This is a genomic window from Acidovorax sp. GW458-11-26-14-TSB4 (genome assembly GCF_059423865.1).
In genome coordinates this window covers 374931-395759 of record NZ_JBWKYR010000004.1, presented here as the reverse complement: position 1 = coordinate 395759, position 20829 = coordinate 374931, and the positions used below count along the sequence as shown (strand labels likewise).

Annotated in this window: 29 protein-coding genes; 6 read left to right on the top strand and 23 right to left on the bottom strand. The window is 67.2% G+C overall.

Annotated features, from left to right (window positions below; genetic code table 11):
• Positions 1 to 73: 73 nt before the first annotated feature.
• Positions 74 to 1570 carry an NYN domain-containing protein gene (locus AC07X5_RS12475; protein WP_494770419.1) on the bottom strand — a complete coding sequence of 499 codons (1497 nt, stop codon included), beginning with the start codon at positions 1568 to 1570 and terminating at the stop codon, positions 74 to 76.
• 398 nt (positions 1571 to 1968) lie between these two features.
• On the opposite strand from AC07X5_RS12475, the gene AC07X5_RS12470 reads away from it, so the two are divergent.
• Positions 1969 to 2910: a hypothetical protein gene (locus tag AC07X5_RS12470; protein WP_494770418.1), complete on the top strand. Its 942-nt coding sequence runs from the start codon at positions 1969 to 1971 to the stop codon at positions 2908 to 2910.
• 82 nt (positions 2911 to 2992) lie between these two features.
• Here the strand turns inward: AC07X5_RS12470 and AC07X5_RS12465 are convergent, their stop codons facing one another.
• Positions 2993 to 3829: an aminoglycoside phosphotransferase family protein gene (locus AC07X5_RS12465; RefSeq protein ID WP_494770417.1), complete on the bottom strand. Its 837-nt coding sequence runs from the start codon at positions 3827 to 3829 to the stop codon at positions 2993 to 2995.
• Positions 3830 to 3895: 66 nt separating this feature from the next.
• The gene (locus tag AC07X5_RS12460; protein ID WP_494770416.1) at positions 3896 to 4219 is read right to left on the bottom strand and encodes a hypothetical protein; all 324 of its coding nucleotides are present in this window, start codon (positions 4217 to 4219) and stop codon (positions 3896 to 3898) included.
• Between the two features lie 138 nt (positions 4220 to 4357).
• On the opposite strand from AC07X5_RS12460, the gene ku reads away from it, so the two are divergent.
• A complete protein-coding gene (ku, locus tag AC07X5_RS12455; RefSeq protein ID WP_494770415.1) occupies positions 4358 to 5284 on the top strand; it encodes a non-homologous end joining protein Ku in 927 nt (308 codons plus the stop codon).
• Positions 5285 to 5298: 14 nt separating this feature from the next.
• A complete protein-coding gene (locus tag AC07X5_RS12450; protein WP_494770414.1) occupies positions 5299 to 6111 on the top strand; it encodes an exodeoxyribonuclease III in 813 nt (270 codons plus the stop codon).
• Positions 6112 to 6482: 371 nt separating this feature from the next.
• Here the strand turns inward: AC07X5_RS12450 and AC07X5_RS12445 are convergent, their stop codons facing one another.
• From AC07X5_RS12445 to AC07X5_RS12435, 3 genes are all read right to left on the bottom strand, one after another.
• A complete protein-coding gene (locus AC07X5_RS12445; RefSeq protein ID WP_494770413.1) occupies positions 6483 to 6866 on the bottom strand; it encodes a RidA family protein in 384 nt (127 codons plus the stop codon).
• A 9-nt stretch (positions 6867 to 6875) separates the two neighbouring features.
• Positions 6876 to 7178, bottom strand: coding sequence for a hypothetical protein (locus AC07X5_RS12440; RefSeq protein ID WP_494770412.1), 303 nt, complete (start codon positions 7176 to 7178; stop codon positions 6876 to 6878).
• 315 nt (positions 7179 to 7493) lie between these two features.
• On the bottom strand, positions 7494 to 8939 hold the full coding sequence (locus AC07X5_RS12435; RefSeq protein ID WP_494770411.1) for an RCC1 domain-containing protein: 1446 nt from the start codon (positions 8937 to 8939) through the stop codon (positions 7494 to 7496).
• Positions 8940 to 9559: 620 nt separating this feature from the next.
• Here AC07X5_RS12435 and AC07X5_RS12430 point away from each other — a divergent pair.
• Entirely contained in the window at positions 9560 to 11065 is a 1506-nt protein-coding gene (locus AC07X5_RS12430) for an MATE family efflux transporter (protein ID WP_494770410.1), read from the top strand.
• A 3-nt stretch (positions 11066 to 11068) separates the two neighbouring features.
• Here the strand turns inward: AC07X5_RS12430 and AC07X5_RS12425 are convergent, their stop codons facing one another.
• The 5 genes from AC07X5_RS12425 to AC07X5_RS12405 all read right to left on the bottom strand — a co-directional run bounded on the left by AC07X5_RS12425 (position 11069) and on the right by AC07X5_RS12405 (position 14274).
• Positions 11069 to 11599, bottom strand: a complete 531-nt coding sequence (locus AC07X5_RS12425) for a hypothetical protein (protein ID WP_494770409.1) — start codon at positions 11597 to 11599, stop codon at positions 11069 to 11071.
• A gap of 4 nt (positions 11600 to 11603) precedes the next feature.
• Complete coding sequence (locus AC07X5_RS12420; protein WP_494770408.1) at positions 11604 to 12599, bottom strand: aldo/keto reductase; 996 nt, start codon at positions 12597 to 12599, stop codon at positions 11604 to 11606.
• A 63-nt stretch (positions 12600 to 12662) separates the two neighbouring features.
• Complete coding sequence (locus AC07X5_RS12415) at positions 12663 to 13280, bottom strand: TetR/AcrR family transcriptional regulator (protein ID WP_409964152.1); 618 nt, start codon at positions 13278 to 13280, stop codon at positions 12663 to 12665.
• 14 nt (positions 13281 to 13294) lie between these two features.
• Entirely contained in the window at positions 13295 to 13900 is a 606-nt protein-coding gene (locus AC07X5_RS12410) for an NAD(P)H-dependent oxidoreductase (protein WP_494770407.1), read from the bottom strand.
• A 110-nt stretch (positions 13901 to 14010) separates the two neighbouring features.
• Positions 14011 to 14274, bottom strand: a complete 264-nt coding sequence (locus tag AC07X5_RS12405; RefSeq protein ID WP_409964156.1) for a DUF2024 family protein — start codon at positions 14272 to 14274, stop codon at positions 14011 to 14013.
• Between the two features lie 241 nt (positions 14275 to 14515).
• On the opposite strand from AC07X5_RS12405, the gene AC07X5_RS12400 reads away from it, so the two are divergent.
• Positions 14516 to 14866 (top strand): hypothetical protein, encoded by a 351-nt coding sequence (locus AC07X5_RS12400; RefSeq protein WP_494770406.1) that lies wholly within the window; start codon positions 14516 to 14518, stop codon positions 14864 to 14866.
• A 66-nt stretch (positions 14867 to 14932) separates the two neighbouring features.
• On the opposite strand, the gene AC07X5_RS12395 is transcribed toward AC07X5_RS12400, so the two are convergent.
• Positions 14933 to 15382 (bottom strand): hypothetical protein, encoded by a 450-nt coding sequence (locus tag AC07X5_RS12395; RefSeq protein WP_494770405.1) that lies wholly within the window; start codon positions 15380 to 15382, stop codon positions 14933 to 14935.
• Positions 15383 to 15725: 343 nt separating this feature from the next.
• Between AC07X5_RS12395 and AC07X5_RS12390 the strand changes: the two genes are divergently transcribed.
• Positions 15726 to 16013 carry a phage protein NinX family protein gene (locus AC07X5_RS12390; protein WP_494770404.1) on the top strand — a complete coding sequence of 96 codons (288 nt, stop codon included), beginning with the start codon at positions 15726 to 15728 and terminating at the stop codon, positions 16011 to 16013.
• Positions 16014 to 16022: 9 nt separating this feature from the next.
• On the opposite strand, the gene AC07X5_RS12385 is transcribed toward AC07X5_RS12390, so the two are convergent.
• The 11 genes from AC07X5_RS12385 to AC07X5_RS12335 form a co-directional block, all read right to left on the bottom strand.
• Positions 16023 to 16292, bottom strand: a complete 270-nt coding sequence (locus AC07X5_RS12385; RefSeq protein WP_494770403.1) for a hypothetical protein — start codon at positions 16290 to 16292, stop codon at positions 16023 to 16025.
• A gap of 4 nt (positions 16293 to 16296) precedes the next feature.
• Positions 16297 to 16641, bottom strand: a complete 345-nt coding sequence (locus AC07X5_RS12380) for a hypothetical protein (protein ID WP_494770402.1) — start codon at positions 16639 to 16641, stop codon at positions 16297 to 16299.
• Positions 16642 to 17087: 446 nt separating this feature from the next.
• The gene (locus AC07X5_RS12375; protein WP_494770401.1) at positions 17088 to 17279 is read right to left on the bottom strand and encodes a hypothetical protein; all 192 of its coding nucleotides are present in this window, start codon (positions 17277 to 17279) and stop codon (positions 17088 to 17090) included.
• A gap of 104 nt (positions 17280 to 17383) precedes the next feature.
• Positions 17384 to 17743 (bottom strand): hypothetical protein, encoded by a 360-nt coding sequence (locus tag AC07X5_RS12370; protein WP_494770400.1) that lies wholly within the window; start codon positions 17741 to 17743, stop codon positions 17384 to 17386.
• Positions 17740 to 18075, bottom strand: coding sequence for a hypothetical protein (locus AC07X5_RS12365; RefSeq protein WP_494770399.1), 336 nt, complete (start codon positions 18073 to 18075; stop codon positions 17740 to 17742). The genes AC07X5_RS12370 and AC07X5_RS12365 overlap by 4 nt, the downstream gene beginning before the upstream one ends.
• Positions 18072 to 18638 (bottom strand): lysozyme, encoded by a 567-nt coding sequence (locus AC07X5_RS12360; protein WP_494770398.1) that lies wholly within the window; start codon positions 18636 to 18638, stop codon positions 18072 to 18074. The genes AC07X5_RS12365 and AC07X5_RS12360 overlap by 4 nt, the downstream gene beginning before the upstream one ends.
• Complete coding sequence (locus tag AC07X5_RS12355) at positions 18631 to 18903, bottom strand: holin (RefSeq protein WP_494770397.1); 273 nt, start codon at positions 18901 to 18903, stop codon at positions 18631 to 18633. Before AC07X5_RS12355 ends, AC07X5_RS12360 begins: the two co-directional genes overlap by 8 nt.
• Positions 18904 to 18959: 56 nt before the next feature.
• On the bottom strand, positions 18960 to 19619 hold the full coding sequence (locus tag AC07X5_RS12350; RefSeq protein WP_494770396.1) for a phage tail protein: 660 nt from the start codon (positions 19617 to 19619) through the stop codon (positions 18960 to 18962).
• Positions 19619 to 20074, bottom strand: coding sequence for a hyaluronate lyase N-terminal domain-containing protein (locus AC07X5_RS12345; protein WP_494770395.1), 456 nt, complete (start codon positions 20072 to 20074; stop codon positions 19619 to 19621). The genes AC07X5_RS12350 and AC07X5_RS12345 overlap by 1 nt, the downstream gene beginning before the upstream one ends.
• A gap of 11 nt (positions 20075 to 20085) precedes the next feature.
• Positions 20086 to 20361 carry a hypothetical protein gene (locus AC07X5_RS12340; RefSeq protein WP_494770394.1) on the bottom strand — a complete coding sequence of 92 codons (276 nt, stop codon included), beginning with the start codon at positions 20359 to 20361 and terminating at the stop codon, positions 20086 to 20088.
• Positions 20358 to 20795 carry a hypothetical protein gene (locus AC07X5_RS12335; RefSeq protein WP_494770393.1) on the bottom strand — a complete coding sequence of 146 codons (438 nt, stop codon included), beginning with the start codon at positions 20793 to 20795 and terminating at the stop codon, positions 20358 to 20360. The genes AC07X5_RS12340 and AC07X5_RS12335 overlap by 4 nt, the downstream gene beginning before the upstream one ends.
• Between the last annotated feature and the right edge of the window lie 34 nt (positions 20796 to 20829).

The following is a 20829-nucleotide window of genomic DNA, read 5'->3' as shown; positions in this document are numbered from 1 at the left end:
TAGATACACCAGCCAACACGCGAGTCCCATGCAATGGCACAGGGCTCCTTTGCGCCCTGCCAGGGGCCAATGCCTACTTGCCGGCCTTGGCGTCCTTCCCTGCCGCCGCAGTGCGTGGCTTGCGTGCGCGGGGCGCTGCCGCCTTGGCGGCAGGTGCCGCGGCCGCCTCGGGCTCTGCAGCCGCCGCGGGCCCGTCGGCCGGTACGTCGAGCTGCGCTGCTGCCGCTGCAGCGGCCTTGCCGCGGCCGGCCGTGCTCTTGCGCGGTGCGGCACCACGGCGGCTGCGCGGTGCAGGGGCCTGTTGTTCTGCATCGGCCTGGGCAGGCTCCACCTTGGCGGGGGCAGCATCCGTATCGGCGCTGTTCTCCGCCACATCAAGCTGCGCCTCGACGTGCACCGGCATCGCGGCGGGCGCCGGCTGGCTGAAATACCGGCTCACCACGGGTTCGTCCGGGTGCGCATCGTCGTCGTGCTCTTCGATGCCCGGCTCGGCAGCATGGTCCTCGGTATGCAGCATGTCCTGGCGGACCTCGCCGTGCTGCGGCAGCCTGGCCCGCGCATGCCCGTCACCCCGGCGCCCACGGCCGCGGCCACCCCGGCCACCACCACCGCCCTCGGCCGGCGCGTCGGGCAGCGCCGCCACGGCATGGAAATCATGGCGTTGGCTGCCCTGCCGTTCGGCAGATGCGGCAGGTGCCGCGGCATCGCCCACTGGGCCGACACCACCACCGCCCAGGCTGCGGAACACATAGGCGCCCGACTTCTCGTCGCGCCCAAACTCCATCAGCCCACGCGCCTGCGCCTCTTCGAGCAGGTTGCCGAAGGTGCGAAAACCGTAGTAGCTCTCGCTGAAATCGGGCCGGCGGCGCTTGATCGCCTCCTTGAGCACCGAGGCCCAGATCTTGCCGCTGTCGCCGCGCTCGGAGATCAGGTCCTCGAAGGTCTCCACCGCCAGCTCCACCCCCTGGGTGCGGCGCGCGTCCTGCTTTTCCTTGCGCTGGCGCTCCTCCTCGGGCGTGCGGCGCGGTGCCGCGGGCGCTGCTGCGGCACCGGAGCCCTGGCCCTGGCGGCGGGCCAGCGTGCGCTGCTTCTCGCGCACCAGGTCGTCGTAGAAGATGAACTCGTCGCAGTTGGCGATGAGCAGGTCCGAGGTGGACTGCTTCACGCCCACGCCGATCACCTGCTTGGCGTTCTCGCGCAGCTTGGAGACCAGGGGCGAAAAGTCCGAGTCGCCGCTGATGATGACGAAGGTGTCCACGTGCGACTTGGTGTAGCACAGGTCCAGCGCGTCCACCACCAGGCGGATGTCGGCCGAGTTCTTGCCCGACTGGCGCACGTGCGGAATCTCGATCAGCTCGAAATTCGCCTCGTGCATCGCGGCCTTGAAGCCCTTGTAGCGCTCCCAGTCGCAATAGGCCTTCTTGACCACGATGGAGCCCTTGAGCAGCAGGCGCTCCAGCACCGGCTTGATGTCGAATTTTTCATACTGCGCATCGCGCACGCCCAGGGCGACGTTTTCAAAGTCGCAGAACAGGGCCATGCTGATGCTGTTGTCGGAAGGGGATGCCATGGGAGTGTCGTGTCCGTTCTAATGCAGGCGCCATCATCACATGGAACGGGGTGCCCCCCCGCACAAGGGTCGAATGGCAGGAGAAACCCGTCGCCCCGGCCCACATGCGGCCCTGCTCGTGCTGGGCCGGTCGAAGGACAAACGCCTGGCAGCGCGCCGGTGACCCTGCGAACCGAGTGGAATCAGGCCCTCGGGATAACCCCTTGCCTGGCCAAGCTCATGTACGCTGCGCCGCTCGCAGGCCCCGGCGCTGCTTTTGCTGGGAGAATATGCGCCCCTGCCACGGGGCCGTTCGTGCCCATGGCGGGGCCCCGAGAAGTGGCGAAGGAGCGGCAAAAGGGCGGCAAAAGGGCGGCCAACATTTGCCGAGAATTATTTTGGAGTGGAGTGGTTCATCAATGAGGTCCTTGTTTCTTGTTTCCCTGGCGGCGTTCAGCACCTTGGCGCAGGCTGCCAACTTCCTGTCGGTTCACCAGCTTCCGCACCCCATCGCACTGCCTCCCGCAGCCGGCACCTTCCAGTACACCTTTGACACCAAAGTGGGTTTCAAGGAGCAGTACGCGCCTACCGGCGTGGCGGGCTGCTCCATCGGTTTCGGCACGGGCGGCTGCGCCTTCCCGGGCGGCGGCTCCCTGCCCCTGCCCGAGTTCACGGGGGACCAACTGCAGCCGCACAAGGAGTTCAAGATTTTCATCCCCGCAGGCACGCGCTCGCTGCTGCTCTCGGGGTATGCCCCCCTGCACACCCAATCGGCCTTTGTGCTGCGGTATGGCAAGGAGCCTGTGCGCGTGGACCCGCTGAGCGAAGCCGAATACCAGGCCGCCAGGACGGGTGAGCGCGTCGACGCCCTGTTCTCGCGCCTGGTCAAGGACGGTGCCGAGCAGCTCGTCGTGCACGATGGCAGCGGCAGCCTGCGCTTCATGGGCGGCCAGCTCGACGCCAACCGCGGCAGCACCGACCAGGGCCAGTGGCTCTATGTGCGCCAGCTGAGCGGTGCCCCGCTCATGACCTACCAGGGTGCCATCGACGTCGACATGCCCAAGTACGCCGCCGGCTATGCCGCGATCACCTGGAACACCCGCAGCGCTGCCGATCCCGTCGACACGGTCAGTGGTGATGGCCCCGACGCCCCGCCGCAGCAACAGGTGGCAAAGACTCTCGCCGCCGCCGCCGCCGTCGCCGTCGCCGCCACCGCCACCGAAACCAGGGCCAGCACCAAGGCCGCCACGGCCATCATGTCTGCCGCCGGCGTGCCCGTGACGTTGGGCCATGCCGATGGCGCGGCCTGCAGCGCAACAGGCTCCGCCTGCCACAAGCCGGTTCTTCAAACCGCTGATTAGGGCCTGTTCACACCAGGGCCTGTTGGCACCAATTTCGGGGTCGCGAAGGCCCTTCGCACCTGGCCCGGCAATGCGCGGGCGTTCAACCCAGTGCCTGCCGGGCAAGGTAGGCCACAGCCAGTTCGTTGTCGGCCTCGCCGCGCTCTCCGTCCTCCAGAAACCAGGCGGCTGACAGCGCGGCATGGGCCATCACCCACTGGAGCAGGCGGCGGCGCTCCAGCCCTGCGGCGTCGACAACGATGTCCAGTTGCCGCGCGAAACGCAGGGGGTCGGTGCAGGTCTGCAAGTCGGGGTTGCACAGCACGTTGACGTAGTCGTAGCAACGCTCGCCGGTCACGCCCTTGGGGTCGATGGCCAGCCAGCCGCGTTCGCCGAAATCGAGGATGTTGCTGTGGTGCGCATCACCATGCAGCACGACCGGCTCACGTTGCGAACGCAGCAAGCCATCGGCCACCACGGCACATTCGGCCATCAGGCCGCCCTCGCGCTGCGCCATGGGTGCCAGCGATGCAAAGAACCGGGCCAGGGGCAGCAGATCCCCAGGCGGCGGCGAAGGCCGCTTCGCGTGCAATTGGCCAATGGCGCGGCAGACAATGCGCGTGGCGGCGTCGTCCTCGCCTTCCAGCGCCATGGTCAGCAGATGTTGCGTGCCGGTGGCCCGCTCCATCAGCAGCACGCCCGCGTCCTCATCGCAGGCATACACATGCGCCGCGCCATCGCCCGCCCACCAACGCATCACCTGGCCGCCGATCCGCTCTTCCATGCTTCTGGCAATCTTGAGCATCGCGGGGCGACCGTTTGTATGGCCGTCAAGGCGCACCGGCATCAGCTCGCCGCTATGGGTTGCAAAGGGTTCACCATCTGGCGCTGCGTTCCAGCGCCGCAGGTAGGTGTCGAAGGGGGTCGTTGTGTCGGGCATGCAGAAAACTCCGGGTGCCGCCATTCTCAGCGGACATCGGCAGACCTTGGCCGCGCAGCCCCGCCCTCAGTTCGCCAGGCCAAAACCGAAAGCCGAGCGCCGGGCCTTGCCCGCGGCATCGTTCCCGGCGGGCACATCGCCGCGGGCCGGTGCCGCTGTGGCGCGCCGGTGCGCCGCAGGCATGCGCGGCCCCTGGTCCAGGTCGGCGGCCAGCACCTGCAGGGCCAGCAGGCCATCGGCCATGGCCTCCCTGTACGTGGCATGGTGGGCTTCGGCGGCCTGCAACGGGCTCCAGGTGCGGTTGTCGGCAAGTTCGGCCAGCACCCACTGGAAGGCCCCCGGCTCGGGCTCGGTGACATGCACGGCGATGGGGCGAAGCTGCGTGGCCATGCGCCCAGCATAGGTCCGGGCGGCGCCCTGTCACTGGTGCCCGGCCTACTGTTCGCGTAAGCACCGGCCTACAGCCCGTAGGGCCCGGTGTGCGGCAGACTTTGGCCACCGCAAGCTCTGCAGTACGGAAAGATCCCCATGGCAACGACTGGAAGCAGCCGCACCCTCTGGAAGGGCGCCATCACCTTTGGCCTGGTGCACATCCCCGTGGGCCTGCACACGGCCGCCACGGCCGACGGCGTGGACTTCGACTGGCTGGACAAGCGCACCATGGACCCGGTGGGCTACAAGCGCGTGAACAAGCGCACGGGCAAGGAGATCGCCAAAGACCACATCGTCAAGGGCGTGGAGTACGAGGACGGCAAGTACGTCATCATCAGCCCCGAAGAGATCGAGGCCGTGTTCCCCAAGACCACGCAGACCATCGCCATCGAGCGTTTCATCGACGCCAACGAGATGCCCTTCACCTTCCTGGAGCGGCCCTACTTCGTCGCGCCAGTGAACAAGAGCGACAAGGTCTACGCCCTGCTGCGCGAGGCACTGCTCGCCACCGGCACCATCGGCCTGGCCCGCGTAGTCATAGCCACCAAGCAGCACCTGGCCGCCCTCGTGCCCTCGGGCGCGGCGCTGGTGCTCAACCTGCTGCGCTGGGGCGACGAGGTCAAGGCCCTGGACACCCTGAAACTGCCGCCCGCAGGCAGAAAGAACGTGAGCGCCGCCGAACTGAAGATGGCCACGCAGCTGATCAAGGAAATGTCGGGGCCGTGGAAGCCCGAGGACTTCAAGGACGAATTCCGGCGCCAGGTGATGAAGCTGGTCGAGAAAAAAGCCAAGGCCGGCGAGGGCCAAACCGTGGTCGAGCCCGAGGAGGAAGCCCCCTCGCCCAGCGCCGACATCATCGACCTCACCGCCTTGCTGCAGCGCAGCCTCAAGGCCGGCGCCAAGTCCGGCTCCAAGGCCCCCGCCAAGAAGAAGCCTGCCAGCGCCAAGGCGCCGGCCAGGAAAGCCGTCGCCAGAAAGACCGCCGCCACGAAGAAGACGCCCCCCCAGCGCAAGGCGGCCTGACCGGAGCGCAGCGCATGCGCGTCGCCACCTGGAACATCAACAATGTCAACAAGCGCATCGGCCTGCTGGTGGACTGGCTCGCGCGCACCCAGCCCGACGTGGTGGCGCTGCAGGAACTCAAATGCACCACGGCCGACTTCCCCATGGCAGCGCTGCAGGCCGCCGGCTATGCATCCATCGCTGTCGGGCAGCGCACCTGGAACGGCGTGGCACTGCTGTGCCGCGGGCACGAGCCCCTGCCTGGCCTGACCGCACTGCCCGGCGAACCGGCCGACACCCAGGCGCGCTACCTGGAGGCCGCCATCGATGGCGTGCTCTTCGCCGGCCTCTACCTGCCCAACGGCAACCCGCAGCCCGGCCCCAAGTTCGACTACAAACTGCAGTGGCTGGAGCGCCTGCGGCTGCGCACCCAGCAGCTGTGGGACACAGGCCACCCCGTGGTGCTGCTGGGCGACTGGAACGTGGTGCCCACCGACGCCGACATCTACCAACCCAACACCTGGGGCGACGACGCCCTGCTGCAGCCAGAGGTGCGCGCCGCCTTCGCCGCCATCCTGGCCCAGGGCTGGACCGATGCCCTCGCCCAGGCGCACCGCAAAGCGAAGCAAACGGCGCCCCTGCCCTTCACCTTCTGGGACTACCGGCGCAAGCGCTGGGAGCGCAATGCCGGCCTGCGCATCGACCACATCCTGGCTGGCCAGGCCTTCACGGTGCAGGACGCCGGCGTGGACCGCGAAGAGCGCGGCCGCGAGGGTGCCAGCGACCATGCGCCCGCCTGGGCCGAGCTCGCGTTGAAGAAGGCCAGGTCCCGCCGCCCCCGCCGTTGAAGAAAAAACAGCAACGAAAGGATCACCCTGTGTACATCGTCATGGGCGGCACCGGCCACGTCGGTTCTGCGGTAGCCTCGGCCCTCCTCGCGCGCAGCGAGCGCGTGGTCGTCGCTCAACCCGCACGCGGACATCGCGCAGGACACCGACGCCATGGAGCGGCAGGCGCTCGCCCTCATTGTGCAGGCACTCGATGGCTCGGGGCTCGAGAAGACAGTGGCCGCATCGACCGGCGGCGCCCGGGCCGGAGAGCGCCCCGGCGACCTCAACACGCTGTGGGAGCTGGAGCAAGGCCTATGGCCTGTTAACCCATCCCCGCAGCCGTGCGACCAGCTTCGACGAAACCCTGAAGAGCTTGTGATGCGATGCGCTCAAGCCTTGATCACCGTGGCGTCAATCTCTACGAGTTGTCCCACGTGGCCCAGTCCGGCAACACCAAGCAGGGTAGCTGGGGGAACCTGGCCACCAAACCAAGCTGCGACCGCTGACCATGCCGCGGAGAGACTTGCTTGATCTCCGATCACATACACAAGCAATTGTCGAATGTCCTGGACTTGAAATTCGTGCACTGCAAGGAGCCGTTCCAAGTTGCGCAAACACTGCAAGGCTTGTGCGCCCGGGTTCTCTTGGCCTACCAGGTGGCCATGGGAGTCGAGAGGGACCTGGCCAGCCACGAACAGCTGATTGCCGACGCGATCCGCGTAGCGGTATTGCGGCGTGGGCGAGAGTCCTGCATTGACTTCGGCTTCGTTCATCGGATTGGGTCAAGTTGCCTGCGGTTGGAGAGCTTGGCTGCATCCTCTCAGGTACCGAGAACCGTGCAGCGCATGCATAAGTGGCGTGCAGAACGTGCTGGCGATGCGCAACGCATTCTTGATGGCGATCACTTGCGCAATGGGCTTGTGAAGAGTGCCCAGATCGCCGCTTTCGTTCTCATCTCCGCGAAAGATAGGGAAAGCCGAGATGCCTTGCCCGAGGAGCTTTTGAGACAGCACCCCATCGTCCAGCGAAATGGCCCTGGCCAGTTCCCGCTCCATGTCCTCGCTGACATTCGGCAGGGGTTCCAATCACCAGCCATCGCATTGCCCCATCCACTTCATGTGCCGCAGTCATAGCGCCTGGCCTGGTGCGATCCACCACAGCGCCTGGGCATCGGTTTCGGGGCATTCTGGGCTGCGGCCAGGCCATGCGACCGGACAAGTTGTCAACCGTGTACGGGGCCAGGCAGGACGCCTGCACCGGGGATGGTCAACACGCGGCCAGTTCGTGCGCCCCACCGGCAGTCCTCCTGCCAGACCCGTGCGGATTCCATGCAGACGAAGCAAGGCCCGCTTGCGCGGGCCTTGCTCGTGCCCATGGTGGTCAGCCCACGCCACCCGCTGTCAGCGGACCACATACCCCAGTTGGTAGCGCTTGCTCGCCAGCATCTCCGCCAGGCTTTCCGAGGTCGTCGGGCCCAGGCCGTAGCCGACGAAGAACGCCGTGCCGGCCACGGCCGTCAGGTCCTGGTCGGTGAACAAGGCCGTGCTCGTGTTCTGCAGGCTGCCGGTCCAGGCGGCAGGCATGCTGAACGCGTTGGCGGACACGAACGCGCCCCCGTTGTAAGCGTAGATCCCGCCGTCCGCGGTGATGGCCACGACGAAGGCATTGCCCTTGACGCCGTTGTCCAGATGCTCGCTGGCGATCTGCACCTTGGCGGTCACGGTCTGGCGCCCGATGGGCCCGGTGGCGGTCACGGTGCCTGGCTGCGGGGAGTAGGTGGCATCGAACACCACGGCCGCCGCCTTTTGCGACGACGTGCCGGCAACGCCGGTACCCAGTTGCCCAGCGCTGTTGCTGCCCCAGGCCACCAGGGTGCCGTCGGACTTCAGGGCCAGGGTGTGCTGGCTGGCGGCCGCGATCTGCGTGTAGCCGTTGCCCACGAGCTGCGGGCTGTCTGCATCGGCCGTGGCCTCGGTGCCCAGCTGGCCGTTGGCGTTGGAGCCCCATGCCCAGACGGAGCCATCGGTCTTGAGCGCCAGCGTGTGCGCGCTCCCCTTGGCCACCTGGCTGTAGCCGGCGCCCAGCGAGGCAGGCTGCTCTTCGCCCTTCCACTGCCAGAGCGTTCCATCCTTCTTCACGCCCGCGGCGGTGCTCACGTTCAACGCCACCTGCGTGAAGTCGCTGCCCGCCGGGCCGGTGCTGCCAAAGGCGGTGCGCCAGATGTTCAGCAGGTTGTTGTTGGACACATAGCGCAGTGCGCCGCCATCGAGCACGAACAGGGCGTTGTAGGGGCCGGTGGCCATCTGCTGGTAGCCAGCGGGCAAGGCGTCCAGCGGCCCGGTGCCGCCCGGGGGCGCGCTGTAGATGCCCTTGGCATCGCCCCAGAACCAGACGCTGCCATCGGCCTTGGCGGCGGTGTCGGCGCTCAGCAGCTTGGCAAAGCCGCTGGCGATCTGCACCGGCGCAGTCTCGTAGAACTCACGGTCCTTCAACACGGCATGGCCCCACATCCACAGGCCCCCGTCGGCCTTGAGTGCCACCATGTAGCGGCTGCCCACCATGACCTGGGTGAAGCCCGTGCCCACCTGCACCGGCTTTTGCGCGCTGACGGAGGTGCCGTTGCCCAGCTGTCCATTCTTGTTGTTGCCCCAGGTCCACAGCGTGCCATCGCTCAGGATGGCGGCCGAATTGGATGCGCCGGTGGCGAACTTCACGACCGTGGCCGCATGGGCGCTGACAGCCCCCGCAAGCATGGCGCAGGCAACCGCCAGTTGGGCAGCCACCTTGCGGGGTGGTGCGAACTGCATGGACGGCAACCGGTGGGTCAACACTGCCAGGAAAGTCATGGGGGGCAAGCCTTTCAAAGAAAGTAGATAGATCGAACGGACAAGGAAAAAACAAAAGAACGACCAGGCTCCAGGCAGTGGCGCGGCACGAAGGCGACCGCAGCCCATACCATGCAGGGCAAGCCGTTGCATGCGGTCACAGGGCGACACAGCTGGTTGCCCGAGCATGCACGGAGCGATAGGGCCTGTCCATCCCCCGTTCAGGGTGGGGTGCCCACAGGCCTTACCGGCCGCGCGCAGCCGGCACACGGGTGGCTGATCCGGCATCCAGGGGCGGCGGTGGTTCTCGCAGGGCACCGCTGCAGCCCCGTGCGGGCCGCTCCCGCCGGTCATTTCGCCCACGCATGGCCCAGACATCGGACGCGCAGAAGCTGCCGCTGAACACGCCCACGGGGCCCATCTGCACCATGGCCTGGGGCGCGCGCGCCGACACACAATGAACCAATCAATTACATACCCTTGCAACTGTGGGGACACACCAGTCCCATACAGCGCCGAAAACTCAGGCCCGCCCGCCCGCACGCGCGCGTTCTGCGCTCTGGCAACACGGCTCCCTGGCGGTGGCGTCCTACCCGTATGGGCACGCCAGCACGTAGACTGCCTGCACACCACACCCAGCCATGAACGCACCACCACCCCGCCGCCCGCCCCAGCGCGACCTGACCCAGGGCCCCATCGCCCGCACGCTCATCGCCTTCGCCCTGCCGGTGCTGGGCTCCAACGTGCTGCAGTCGCTCAACGGCTCGGTCAACGCGATCTGGATCGGCAACCTGCTGGGCGAAGAGGCGCTCACCGCCACCTCCAACGCCAACCTGGTGCTGTTTCTGCTGCTGGGCGCGGTGTTCGGCGTGTCCATGGCGGCCACCATCCTCATCGGGCAGGCCTATGGCGCACGCGATGTCGAACGCGCCAAGTGCGTGGTGGGCACGGGGGCCACCTTCTTCCTGGCCGTATCTGCGCTGATTGCGGCAGCGGGCTGGGCGTTCACACCGCAGATCCTGGGTTTGCTCAAGACACCCGAGGCGGCCCTGCCCTCGGCCATCGCCTACCTGCGGGTGATCTTCGTGGCCGTGCCCATCATGAACTCGTTCGCCTTCGCCATGGCCGTGCTGCGCGGCTCGGGCGACTCGCGCACGCCGTTCTGGTTCATGGCGTTGTCGGTGGCCATCGACGTGGCGCTCAACCCGCTCCTGATCCGCGGCGCGGGGCCGCTGCCGCCCCTGGGCATCGCGGGCTCGGCCCTGGCCACGCTGCTGGCGCAGGGCATCAGCTTCACCGGCCTGCTGGTGCTGCTGGCGCGGCGCGGCCACCCGCTGCTGCCGGGGCGGCATGAGCTGGCGCACTTTCGGCCGCGGCCCAAGCTGTTGCGCACCATCGTGGCCAAGGGCGTGCCCATGGGGCTGCAGATGATCGTGATTTCGTCGGCCGCGCTGGTCATGATGGGGCTGGTCAACGGCTATGGCGTGCAGGTGGCTGCGGCCTATGGCGTGGCCGCGCAGCTGTGGACCTATGTGCAGATGCCGGCCCTGGCCACGGGTGCGGCCGTATCGTCCATGGCCGCGCAGAACGTGGGCGCGGGCCGCTGGGACCGGGTGGAGCAGATCGCGCGCGCGGGCGTGCTGTTCAACCTGGCGCTCACCGGCGCGCTGGTGCTGGCGCTCTACGCGGCCGACCGGTATGCACTGGGCCTGTTCCTCCCAGGCGACAGCGGCGCCGTGGCCGTAGCGGTGCACATCAACAACGTGGCCGCCTGGTCGTTCGTGCTGTTCGGCGTGACCATCGTGCTCTTTGGCGTGGTGCGCGCCACGGGCGCGGTGCTGCCGCCGCTCATCATCCTCTTCATCTCGATGCTGCTGGTGCGCGTGCCCTTTGCCGGCGCGCTGCAGGATGCCTGGGGTGCCGAGGCGATCTGGTGGAGCTTTCCGCTGGGCTCCATCACCTCGGTGCTGCTCGCGGGGCTCTACTACCGCTACGGCGGCTGGCGCAAGAACACGCTGGCAGCCCGGCCCCCGAAGGAAGAAGACGAGCCCGCCACCGGCACCGCGGCCGACACCGGAGTGGCCATGCCGGCCATGGACCGCGAGGCGAACTACGACGGGGCGGCCGCTGTGGCCACCAAACCCTAGACCTCAGAGCCCGCCCAGGCAGGCCCGCAGCGCCGCCGCATGCTCGGCCCTGTCCTCGGCGGGCGTCCTGTCCACCAGCGGCAGATCCAGCCGGTCGTGCTGGCCGGTGAACATCGCCGCCGACACCCCGCGGAACACCCAGCGCCGCTCCTGCCAGGCAAACTCCAGTGTCTCGACGATGCGGGTGCCGAACTTGGCCTCCTCGGCCTGCGCCTGCGCGTCCGCCGGCGGCTCCTGGGGCACCAGGGCGTAGCGCAGCATCACCCGCCCCAGAAAGGGCCGCACCGGGTGCGAGGTCTTCACCAGGTCGTCCGCCATGCCCGCCAGCGCGTAGGTGGCGGGCTTGTCGTCACCCTCCCGCAGCACCACCCGCTGCAGCGGCCGCAAGGGCTGTGTGTAGATGAACCGGCAGCGCGCAACGATGCGCTCGAACCCCGCGCTCACCACCGGGTCGATCCAGGGCCGCAGCGGCTTGGCCTGCGCGCCGCCGGTCACCATCGCCAGGGCCAGCAACAGCGCGGCGTGGCCACGCACGGCATCACCCTTCGATGCCGACAAAGCCGGCATCCGGGTAGCGCGCGCCGGACACGTGGCCGGGGGCGAACAGGGCATCGAGCTCGGCCACCTCGGCGGGGCTGAGCGTCACCTGGGCCGCAAGGGCATTGCTCTCCAGGTACGCGATGCGCCGCGTGCCCGGTATCGGCAGCACATGGGGCTGCTTGGCCAGCAGCCACGCCAGCGCCACCTGCGAACTGGCCAGGCAGCGCGCCCGTGCAAACGCCTCCAGCGCCCGCACCAGCCGCTGGTTGGCCGCTTCGGCATCGCCCACGAAGCGCGGGTTGTTCTTGCGGAAATCGTTGTCCGCCAGCGCCTTCACATCCACCGTGCCGGTGAGAAAGGCGCGCCCCAGCGGGCTGTAGGCCACGAAGGCCGTGCCCAGCTCGGCGCACAGCGCCAGCATGCCGTCCTCCGGCCCACGGCTCCACAGCGAATACTCGCTCTGCAGCGCCGCGATGGGGTGCACCGCATGGGCGCGGCGCAGGGTGCCGGCGGACACTTCCGACAGGCCCAGGGCACCCACCTTGCCGGCGGCCACCAGGTCGGCCATGGCGCCCACCACGTCCTCGATGGGCACGTCAGGGTTGCGGCGGTGGCAGTAGTACAGGTCGATGCGCTCCACACCCAGGCGCTTCAATGAGGCCTCGCAGGCCGCGCGGATGTAGGCCGGCGAGTTGTCGATGCGCCGCTCGTACTGCCCGGCCTGGCGCACGATGCCGAACTTGGTGGCAATCTGCATGCGGACGCGCGCGGCAGGCCCGGCACTGGCGATGAAGCGGCCCAACAGGGACTCGTTGTGGCCCAGCCCGTACGTATCGGCCGTGTCGAAGTGCGTGACGCCGATCTCCAGCGCCCGCGCCAGCGTGCGCAGCGAGCTCTCGTCGTCGCTCGCGCCATAGAACTCGCTCATACCCATGCAGCCCAGGCCGATGGCGGAGGCAAGGGGGCCGTGGGTGCCCAGTTGGCGTTGCTGCATGAAAAAGCGCTCCTGGTGGGTGGCAAGGCAGTGCATGGTAGCGGCGCTGCCTTCGGCACGCCATCACTTCGCGCGCTTGACCATGGAGACGATGGTCTCGAACAATTCAGCCTGCGCCGCTTGCGCACTGATGTCTCCCACCACGGCCGCGTCCGACAGCGCATCGGCCGCACCCAGCACGGCCCACAGGCCGGCGCGCGCCAGGCCCTGCTCCCCGGCAAAGGGCGCCAGGATGGCCAGGCACTTGGCGATGAAGACCTCCTGGTACTGGCGCTTGACGGCCGCCATCTCGGGCGAGCCCTGCAGCGCCGCCAGCACCTGCGGTATCTCGCGCCCCTGGGTGAGCACGCAGCGCACGTAGGCGGCGGCAATGGCGCCGGCCTTGTCCTTGAGCGTGGGGCGCGCAGCGGCGATGGCCGCGTCCATCACCGCGGTCTGGCGCACGTCGAAGTCCTGGTACAGCGCGGCCAGCAGGCCCTCGCGCGTGCCGAAATGGTCGTACACCACGGGCTTGGTCACACCGGCCTCCTCGGCCAGCCGGCCCAGGCTGAGCGCATCGGCCCCTTCTGCGCGCAGCAGCGCCCAGGCCACATCGAGCAGCTGGCGCGCACGCTCATGCCGTGCCATGCGACGGCGGGGTGCAGGCTCGGGCGGTGGGGCGGCAGGCGGTGTGCGGGGCATGGACTCCGGGGAACTCAGGGGAATGTGGCGAACAGGCCGCGGCCCAGCTCCCGCGCGGCATCGAGGTGCGCGGCCGCCAGTTCCCTGTCGTGCGACTGTAGCAGCAGCCTGGAACTGCCCACGCGCGCGCCGCAGTAGCCGAAGATGCCATGCTCGATCTGCGTCTTCATCGCATCGGCATAGCCCCGCCGCTCATAGGTGCCGCCACCGGCCCCGCCCAGGCCCAGCAGGTGCACCTGCAGATGGCCCATCTTCTTGGTGAGCTGGCCGTCCGCCCTTTCCTCATAGGCATAGCCCTGGGTGAAGACCCGGTCGATCCAGCCCTTGAGCAGCGCCGGAAAGGACCACCAGTACACCGGGTACACCAGCACCAGCGCATCGGCCTTGTCCAGCCGCGCATGCTCGGCCGCCACGTCGGGCGGGGGCGGCTCCTGCTTGAGGTGCAACGCCAGGTCCGCAGCCGTGAAGCGCGGGTCGAACCCCTCGGCCGCCAGGTCGGCGATCTCCGTGGTGTGCGGACCCGGCTGGTCAGGGGGCGCAATGCCCTGCGCCACCTGGGCGGCCACGGCATGGGTCAGGGAAGCGCGATCTGGGTGCGCGACGACGATGAGTGCGTGCATGGGAAAGACTCCATTGGATTGCTATATACCCATGGTAACTTACCATTGGTATATAAAACATCCGACGGAATTTCTCCCCCAGCGCCGCCAGGGGTACCGCAAGCAGCGGCTCAGCCGCAGTGCTCCATCTCCAGGATGGCAAAGCCGATGGACGCGATCTCGGCCTCCACCGCGGGGCTGGCCGACTGCATGTGGCAGAAGCTGCACTTCTCGGCCTTCAGGTCCGACGCCGCAAGCCCCTTGGCCGCCAGGTAGCGCCGCCCGTACTGCAGCACCTGCCCGTGGTCGGTGACGCTGGACGGGACGAGGATGTCGAAGTGCATGCGCAGCCCGTCGGGGCGCTGTACGTAGGTGTCGTAAACGGAGATCTGCATGGCGAAGCTCGGGAAGTGTTCAGGGAACACCAGTGTCTCCAGCCTGCTGCCGGCCGGGTGCGCCAAGCGTCCACGACAAATGCCAAATCGTCCACCAGCAGCCCGGCGACCCAAGCACAGCCACCGCCTGCCTACCCGCGCGGCAGATGTAACCAAAGTGTCCATTCGCCACAAAGCGCCGCGGCGCGGGCAGTGGCTCCTCTACCACTGCTACATTGCGCCAAGGAGACGCCCGCCACCCATGAACCGCCCGCACGCCACAGCCACTACCACCACCCCATCCACCGCCAAGGCGCCCGCTGCAGCCACCTACCTGCTGCAGCCCGCGGTCCAGATCGCCTGCCTCATGGTGTTCGCCCTGGCCCATCCCGCCATCTTCAACGACCAGCAACCGCTGCTGGCCTGGGTCTCGGCCTGGGCCGTCCCCATGGCTTTCGCGCTGTCCGCCTGCGCGCTGCACGCGGCCCTGCGCCAGGGCCGCTCACCCGCCGCCTGGCCCGGCCGCTTCGTCGCCGTGGCATGGGTCATGATGGTGCTGACCATGGCCGGGCCGTGGACGGAGCAGTGGGGCCAGCGCTTGCAGGGGGCCTGAGCCGCCCTGGCCCTCAGAACCTGTTCAAAGTCTTTTTGCCGCTCCAAAAAGACTTTGAACAGGTTCTTACAGCCCGATCTTCGCCTCATTGAAGCACTGCACCTCGCCGCGCTCGCGCTGCCGGCCCAGGGCACTCTCCGCATCCTCGGGCAGCTCGCAGCCCATGCCCTGCCCCAGCTTCTGGCACTGGTCCGCCTTGCGGGCCCGGGCGCCCAGGCCCACGGCCTCCAGGCAGCGCGCGTAGCTGACCGTGCGCTCCACCTCCCGGGCGTGGACCTCGGCGCGCTGCTGGGCGTCCAGGGCATGGCGTTGCGCCTGCTCGGCAGGCAGGGCCACGGCGTGGCGGTAGAGCACACGGCCCCCCGCCGCCGCTATGCAGCCCAACGCCACCACCGCGCAGACGATCATTTTCTTCACGCCCATCACCCCCATGGGGGGCTCGCCCCCTGACTGGTATGACAGGCACTCTAGCAGCCGGTTCAGGGCGCCGCCATTACCCGAAAAGGTGGCGGCCATGCACTCCGAGGACGGCACGTGCCCAGGCCAAGGTCTGACCGCCTTCCTCCAGCCACCCGGCCCAGAGTGCCATGGTGGCGAAGTGGCAGGCGGGGTATGCAAGCGGCGCGCCCAAAGACAAAACCCGCCAGCGCTTCACAGCACTGGCGGGTTTGTTTTTTTATTTGGGGTGGCTGATGGGGCTCGAACCCACGACAACAGGAATCACAATCAGAGCATGCGATCCAGCATCCATGCGGGCTGACGCTGAGTTCGCGGGAAGAAATGCTTAAAACTTATACACGTCTGCAAGCATTTTTCCAGAATTTCCATCCCACGTTTTCGCCCTGCGACAATCGGCGCCATGAAGACCTCCGACCTGGCCGGCAAGTCCCTCGACCGCTGGGTGGCCAAGGCCATGGGCCTGCCCCCAGGGCCGGCCTACTCCAGCGACTGGGCGGCAGCCGGGCCGCTGCTTGAGCGCGAGAAGATCATGATCTCCCCCATGCCCGGCAAGGGCTGGATCTGGTGCGCGGCCGTGGTGGCATTAACCGGCAACCCCAAGTACCAGGAAGGCATGACGCCGCTTCAGGCCGCCATGCGGGCGCTGGTCGTTTACCGAATCGGCACTGATGTGCCCGATGAAGAATAGCGATCATCGCTAGCTCTTGAACTCCCCGTGCAGTGCCATGAGCCGCTGGGCCAGGGCCTCGGGCTCAATGCGCATGTTGCTGGCGGTGCAGGTTCCGGCGCAGACGTGTTCATACCAAAGTTGGTAACCGGACAGGTCGGGCAGCGCGTGGCCGGCGGCCTCGCGGATGGCGGCACTGATGCTGATGATGTCCAAGGTGCCCAGCTCCTCGCGCCCGTCCATGACATGGGCGCGGCAGGGGCCCGGCTCAACCTTGACGATGTGCAGGGACAGCAGCACCCTTCTAGTCCCAGAAAGACATGTCGGACGAAATGGCATTGCCGCTGCCATCACCGCCAATCCGAAAATAGGCAGGCTGGCTCAGCAGGTGCAGCCAAGGCGACAAAAGCACTACTGGAAGCACCAAGCTGCCGGTAGCCGTGTTGTCGCCAAGGAGAAACAAGGGGGGCGGGAGTTCGGATTCCACAGCCAAGGAAAATCCTACCCAAAGCGCCGTCGAATATCGCCCGGCGCGGCCGCCGGAAAGCTCCAAAACGGCAGCAGCCTTGGGCACTTCCAGAAATTCCCCCGAAAACGAAGAGGTGCCATTCAGACCGACTACACGCATGGACTTCAGACGCGTCGACACATATCCAGTCCAATCCGGTCCTGTGCTGCTCGACGAATACTCGCCTAACAATGGGTGGGCCTTCCTTTCCAGACCGACCGGTCTCATACTGCGCACTCCTTCAATTGCTCTCCTCCTCTTCAATATACGGGCGCGCATCGAGAGTTGCACGACCATAGCCCGTGATTCGTCGAACCACTGCAGCGCCTGGTGTACCGGGTGGGGGGATGTCCGCATCTACCATGTGGGCAGCGGCCAATACTCTCAACTTGTCAATCTCTTCCTGAGCCCGAATTTCCACTGGCATCGGGCTCGCTGAAAGAGTACGAAGAAGTTCCAGGGGCATGTGCGCCTCCCACAGTCACTTGGTGAGAGATCGTATGCAGATAGGCCCGCCGAGACTGTTACGCATGGCAACAGGCCGTCTCAATCTGACACCGAGCATCACACGGTCCATACAGCATAGGTCAGGGGGCGGTGCACAACACAAGTCCTGCGCGCAGCTGCACCTCGTACCCCTCGCGGCGGTCGATCTCGGCCAGCGCTGCGCGCAGCAGCACCCACGGGTGCGCCCCGGGCAGCAGCAGTTCGGTCGGCATGGCGGGCCGGTCGGGCACTGGCTCGCGGCACTCCACCGGGGTGGGCACAAGCACGCGCACAACAGGGGCCTGTACGGGGCTCGCGCAGCCCACCATTGCCAGCACTCCTAGCACCAGCGAGACGCGGGAATAATTTCTGGAATATTTTGCAGTCGCCTTTGTCGTCATCGTCGCGCCCTCCCCTGCAGCCACTCGTCGCCCATGGCCTGCATCGCGGCGCACAGATCAGCGGACTTGCTGGGCTGCAGGCTGAGCGTGTGGTCGGCGCGGGCCTGCAGCGTGCGCGCGGTGCTGGCCGCGGCAGCGCGGGCCGGCGCGGCGGCTGCGGTGCGCCGGTCGGCCAGCTCGCGCAGCGCCTCGGTTGCATCACTGCAGGCGGTGGCGTCGGCGCGAGCCTGATCGCGCTGCGTGGTGGCCGTGGCCAAGCTGGCGGCGGCCTCGGTGCGGTGCTGCAGGTTTATGTAGGCCAGCCCAGCATTGCCGGCCAGGCTCAGCCCCAGGGCGATCAGCAGGGCCTGCATCATGACGCACCCCACGGCCCGCAATAGGCCCCGCTGAAGAACTGGGCGCAGTGCATGACCTGGATCCAGCGCACGCCGTCCAGGCGCCACACCGTCAGGCCCAGGTCTGCCGCGTCCTGCAGGCTCAGCCCGCCAGCCAGCAGCACGTTGGCCTGGTCGGGCACCGTGCCGCAGCGCTGGTAGCAGAGGTCCGGCGACACCCAGCCATCGCGGCCGCGCCACTGCAGCTCAACGCCCGGGTGCGCGAAGGCGGTGGCGATGTATTGCTGCGGCTCGGGGGTGGCCGGCGCCGTGATGTGCAGCAGGCCGGCTAGGATGAGGACATGGAGGCTCATTTCAGCAGGCCCTCTAGGCATTGGCGCGTCTCGTCGGCGCGGCGGTTGGCTAGGCCCTGCACGAAGCGCATCTCGGGCTTGCCGTCGGGCAGCGTGCGGCCGGTGCGCAGATAGCTCCACACGGGCCTGCCGCTGTCGGACAAGCCCAGACGCCGGCAGCCCAGCGCCCAGTCGCCTGCGTTCCAGGCGTCCATGGCCTGGCTGCCGCAGGTGTTGCCCACGCCGTTGTTCCAGGCATGACTGGTGGCCATGTCGAACACACTCTGAGGCGGCAGCCGCGTGAAGCACTTGGCCAGGCGCAGCTGCAGCGCCTCGATGGCCGCGCCCTCTTCCTTCGCGCAGCGCGCCGGCGTCCAGCGCTGGCCCACGATGATGGGCGTGGCGGTGACGTGGCGCGTGATGCCTTTGCACACCGTGGGCAGGCCGCCCGCAAGCGGGTCGGCATAAACAAGGCCCGGGTCGCGCTTGTCCGGCTCCCAATGACCCAGGAAGGTGAGCACCGCAGCGCTGGCCAGCGCCAGCGAACCGACCAGGTGGGGGAAATACCTGATGCGATCAGTCATCGTCGGCTCCCAGCGTGCCCAGATCGGTGTCGCTTTGCATCCCCCTGCGAAGCCGCGCCACGCGCAGTCGGTGCTCCACCACTTGGCGCCGATTGGCCTCGCGCTTGTAGTACCAGGAGATAACCAAGCCGGAGATGGCAACGAACGCCCCCACCAGCCCCAGGAATTCGTTGGAGGTGATCCAGCCGAAGCTGGTGAGGCCCGCGCCCGTGGCGATGGCCTTCGTGCCGGTTGCGCCCAGGGCGTCGATGGTTTCGTTCTTCATGGACGGGATGATTCCCGCCCATGCAAAAAAGCAGCAGCCCTATACAGGGCAACCGCTCACACCCCTGTGTAGATGAGGTAGTTCAGCGCAACGTGCGAAGGCGTGATGTTTATCGGGTCAACCGTAGTGTCGTTGCCAAGGTAGGCAATGCTGCTCGAAGGTGCAGCGCTCTTCCAGATACCAGCAGCGCCTGGACCGCCACTGCCGCCACTCAACCAATTTTCAGCTCCTGCGGTGGCGTTTAGTGTGCCGGTGCCACTCGTATCGACCAGCATCGGAGGAATCTGCCCCCGGACCAGCGTCACAGATGCAGAGCCACCGCTGCTGCCCAGCGCACGCGTGCCGCTGGCGCCAAGCGCAGTCCGGTCACGCAGGTCGGGCACAGCGAACGTCGTCGTGCCATCGCCAGGGCCATAGGTATCACCCGTCACGGCAAACAACGCAGCGTACGTGCTACGGCTTACCGTCTGGCCATTGCACAACAGGTATCCGCCAGGAGCGGTAGCGCCGGCATAGGCCACGATGGACCCCACCAGAGCCCCGCGATACCCCAGGTCTTCGAGGTTGGGGAACGTGACGAAGCTGTCCCCAGAGATACCGAGAGCAATTCGGTTCTCATCGACGATATGGTAGGGCTCGCCGGTCTGTAGCGCGCCGAAAGAAGCGGCCGCTTCAATCTGGGCGCGGTTCCCGCGCTTGATTTGAATGAGTGCCATCAGAAAGTTCCTCCATCAACGACTGCCACAGCGACGGTCACGAAGCCATTGCCCGCATCCTTGCTCCAGGAGAGGCTCGAATTCATGCGGATGACACCGTCAGTACCATCCGTGCCCCAGATGTAGCCGGCAGTGCCGCCCGCTACCACGGCCACCTTTTCGTCGGTGCTGCCAGCAGGAATGTTCAGCGCCGTCTTGAACGCGTCGAAGGAAATCTTCTTTTCCTTCTGACCTCCGGTTTCACTGGCGTCGTGGATGATGAGGAGGTCATCAGCACCGGAGATGCCAGCAAGCGTGACTAGGTCATCGATTGCCGGCACCACCGGCAGTTTGGTGGTGGTGTCCGTGGCCACATGCAGCGTGCCGCGGTCGGTGGTGACCATCGGCTCGCCGGCCAGCATGCCGCTGGTGGGTAGATTGGCCTTGAGGCCGCGCTTGAGTTGTAGACGTGCCATGCCGGCTCCTTTTAGAAAAATGTTCCGCCGTCAATAACGGCCAGTCCGAGGTTTGCTCGGGCGGCCGCGCGCTTCGGCTCGGTGTTGAACTCACTCAGTTGATTGACCACCAGCAGCGCCCCGCCTGCATCGCCGGCCGGCCCGGGTACGCCGCGCACCAGCACGACAGCTCCAGGCGCAACCTGGGGGGTGACCACGGTCGTGCCACAGCGCTCCCGCGTGACCACCACGCTGATAGCTTTTTCAATGAGCACGGATCCGGCCGGGGCGACAACAGCGGTGCTCACGGCGTGTCCTTGGCGTCCAGCGTGAAATAGATCTCGTACTGCTTTTCGCGCTTGCCGTTGGGCCGGGTAACGAAGACCTCGGCTGTGCAGGTCTTCCATTCAGGCGGCTCGCTGCCATAGTCGAAAGCAGCTGTGGCGGCGTAGGCCATCTCCAGGCGCAGCCAAGCACCGTCCAGCACGATTTCGCCGGTTGCGGTAGACAGGGTGGCAATGACAGCGCCCGTCACGGGATGCACCATCTTCGCCTCGGCCTCGCAGCCGGCGTAGTCTTCGAGCACCATGTCCGAGTCGGGGGCGGGCTCGCCGCTGCCCTTCTTCACCAGCACGCCGCATTCCTCCACCACCTCGTAGGGGTAGAAACGGCGCTGCCATGCCTCTTCCAGGGTTGCCCCCTGGACGATGGTGACGCACAGGGGCGATGCGATGATGGTCATGCAGCCAGTTTCCCGGCTGCCACCCAAAAACGCT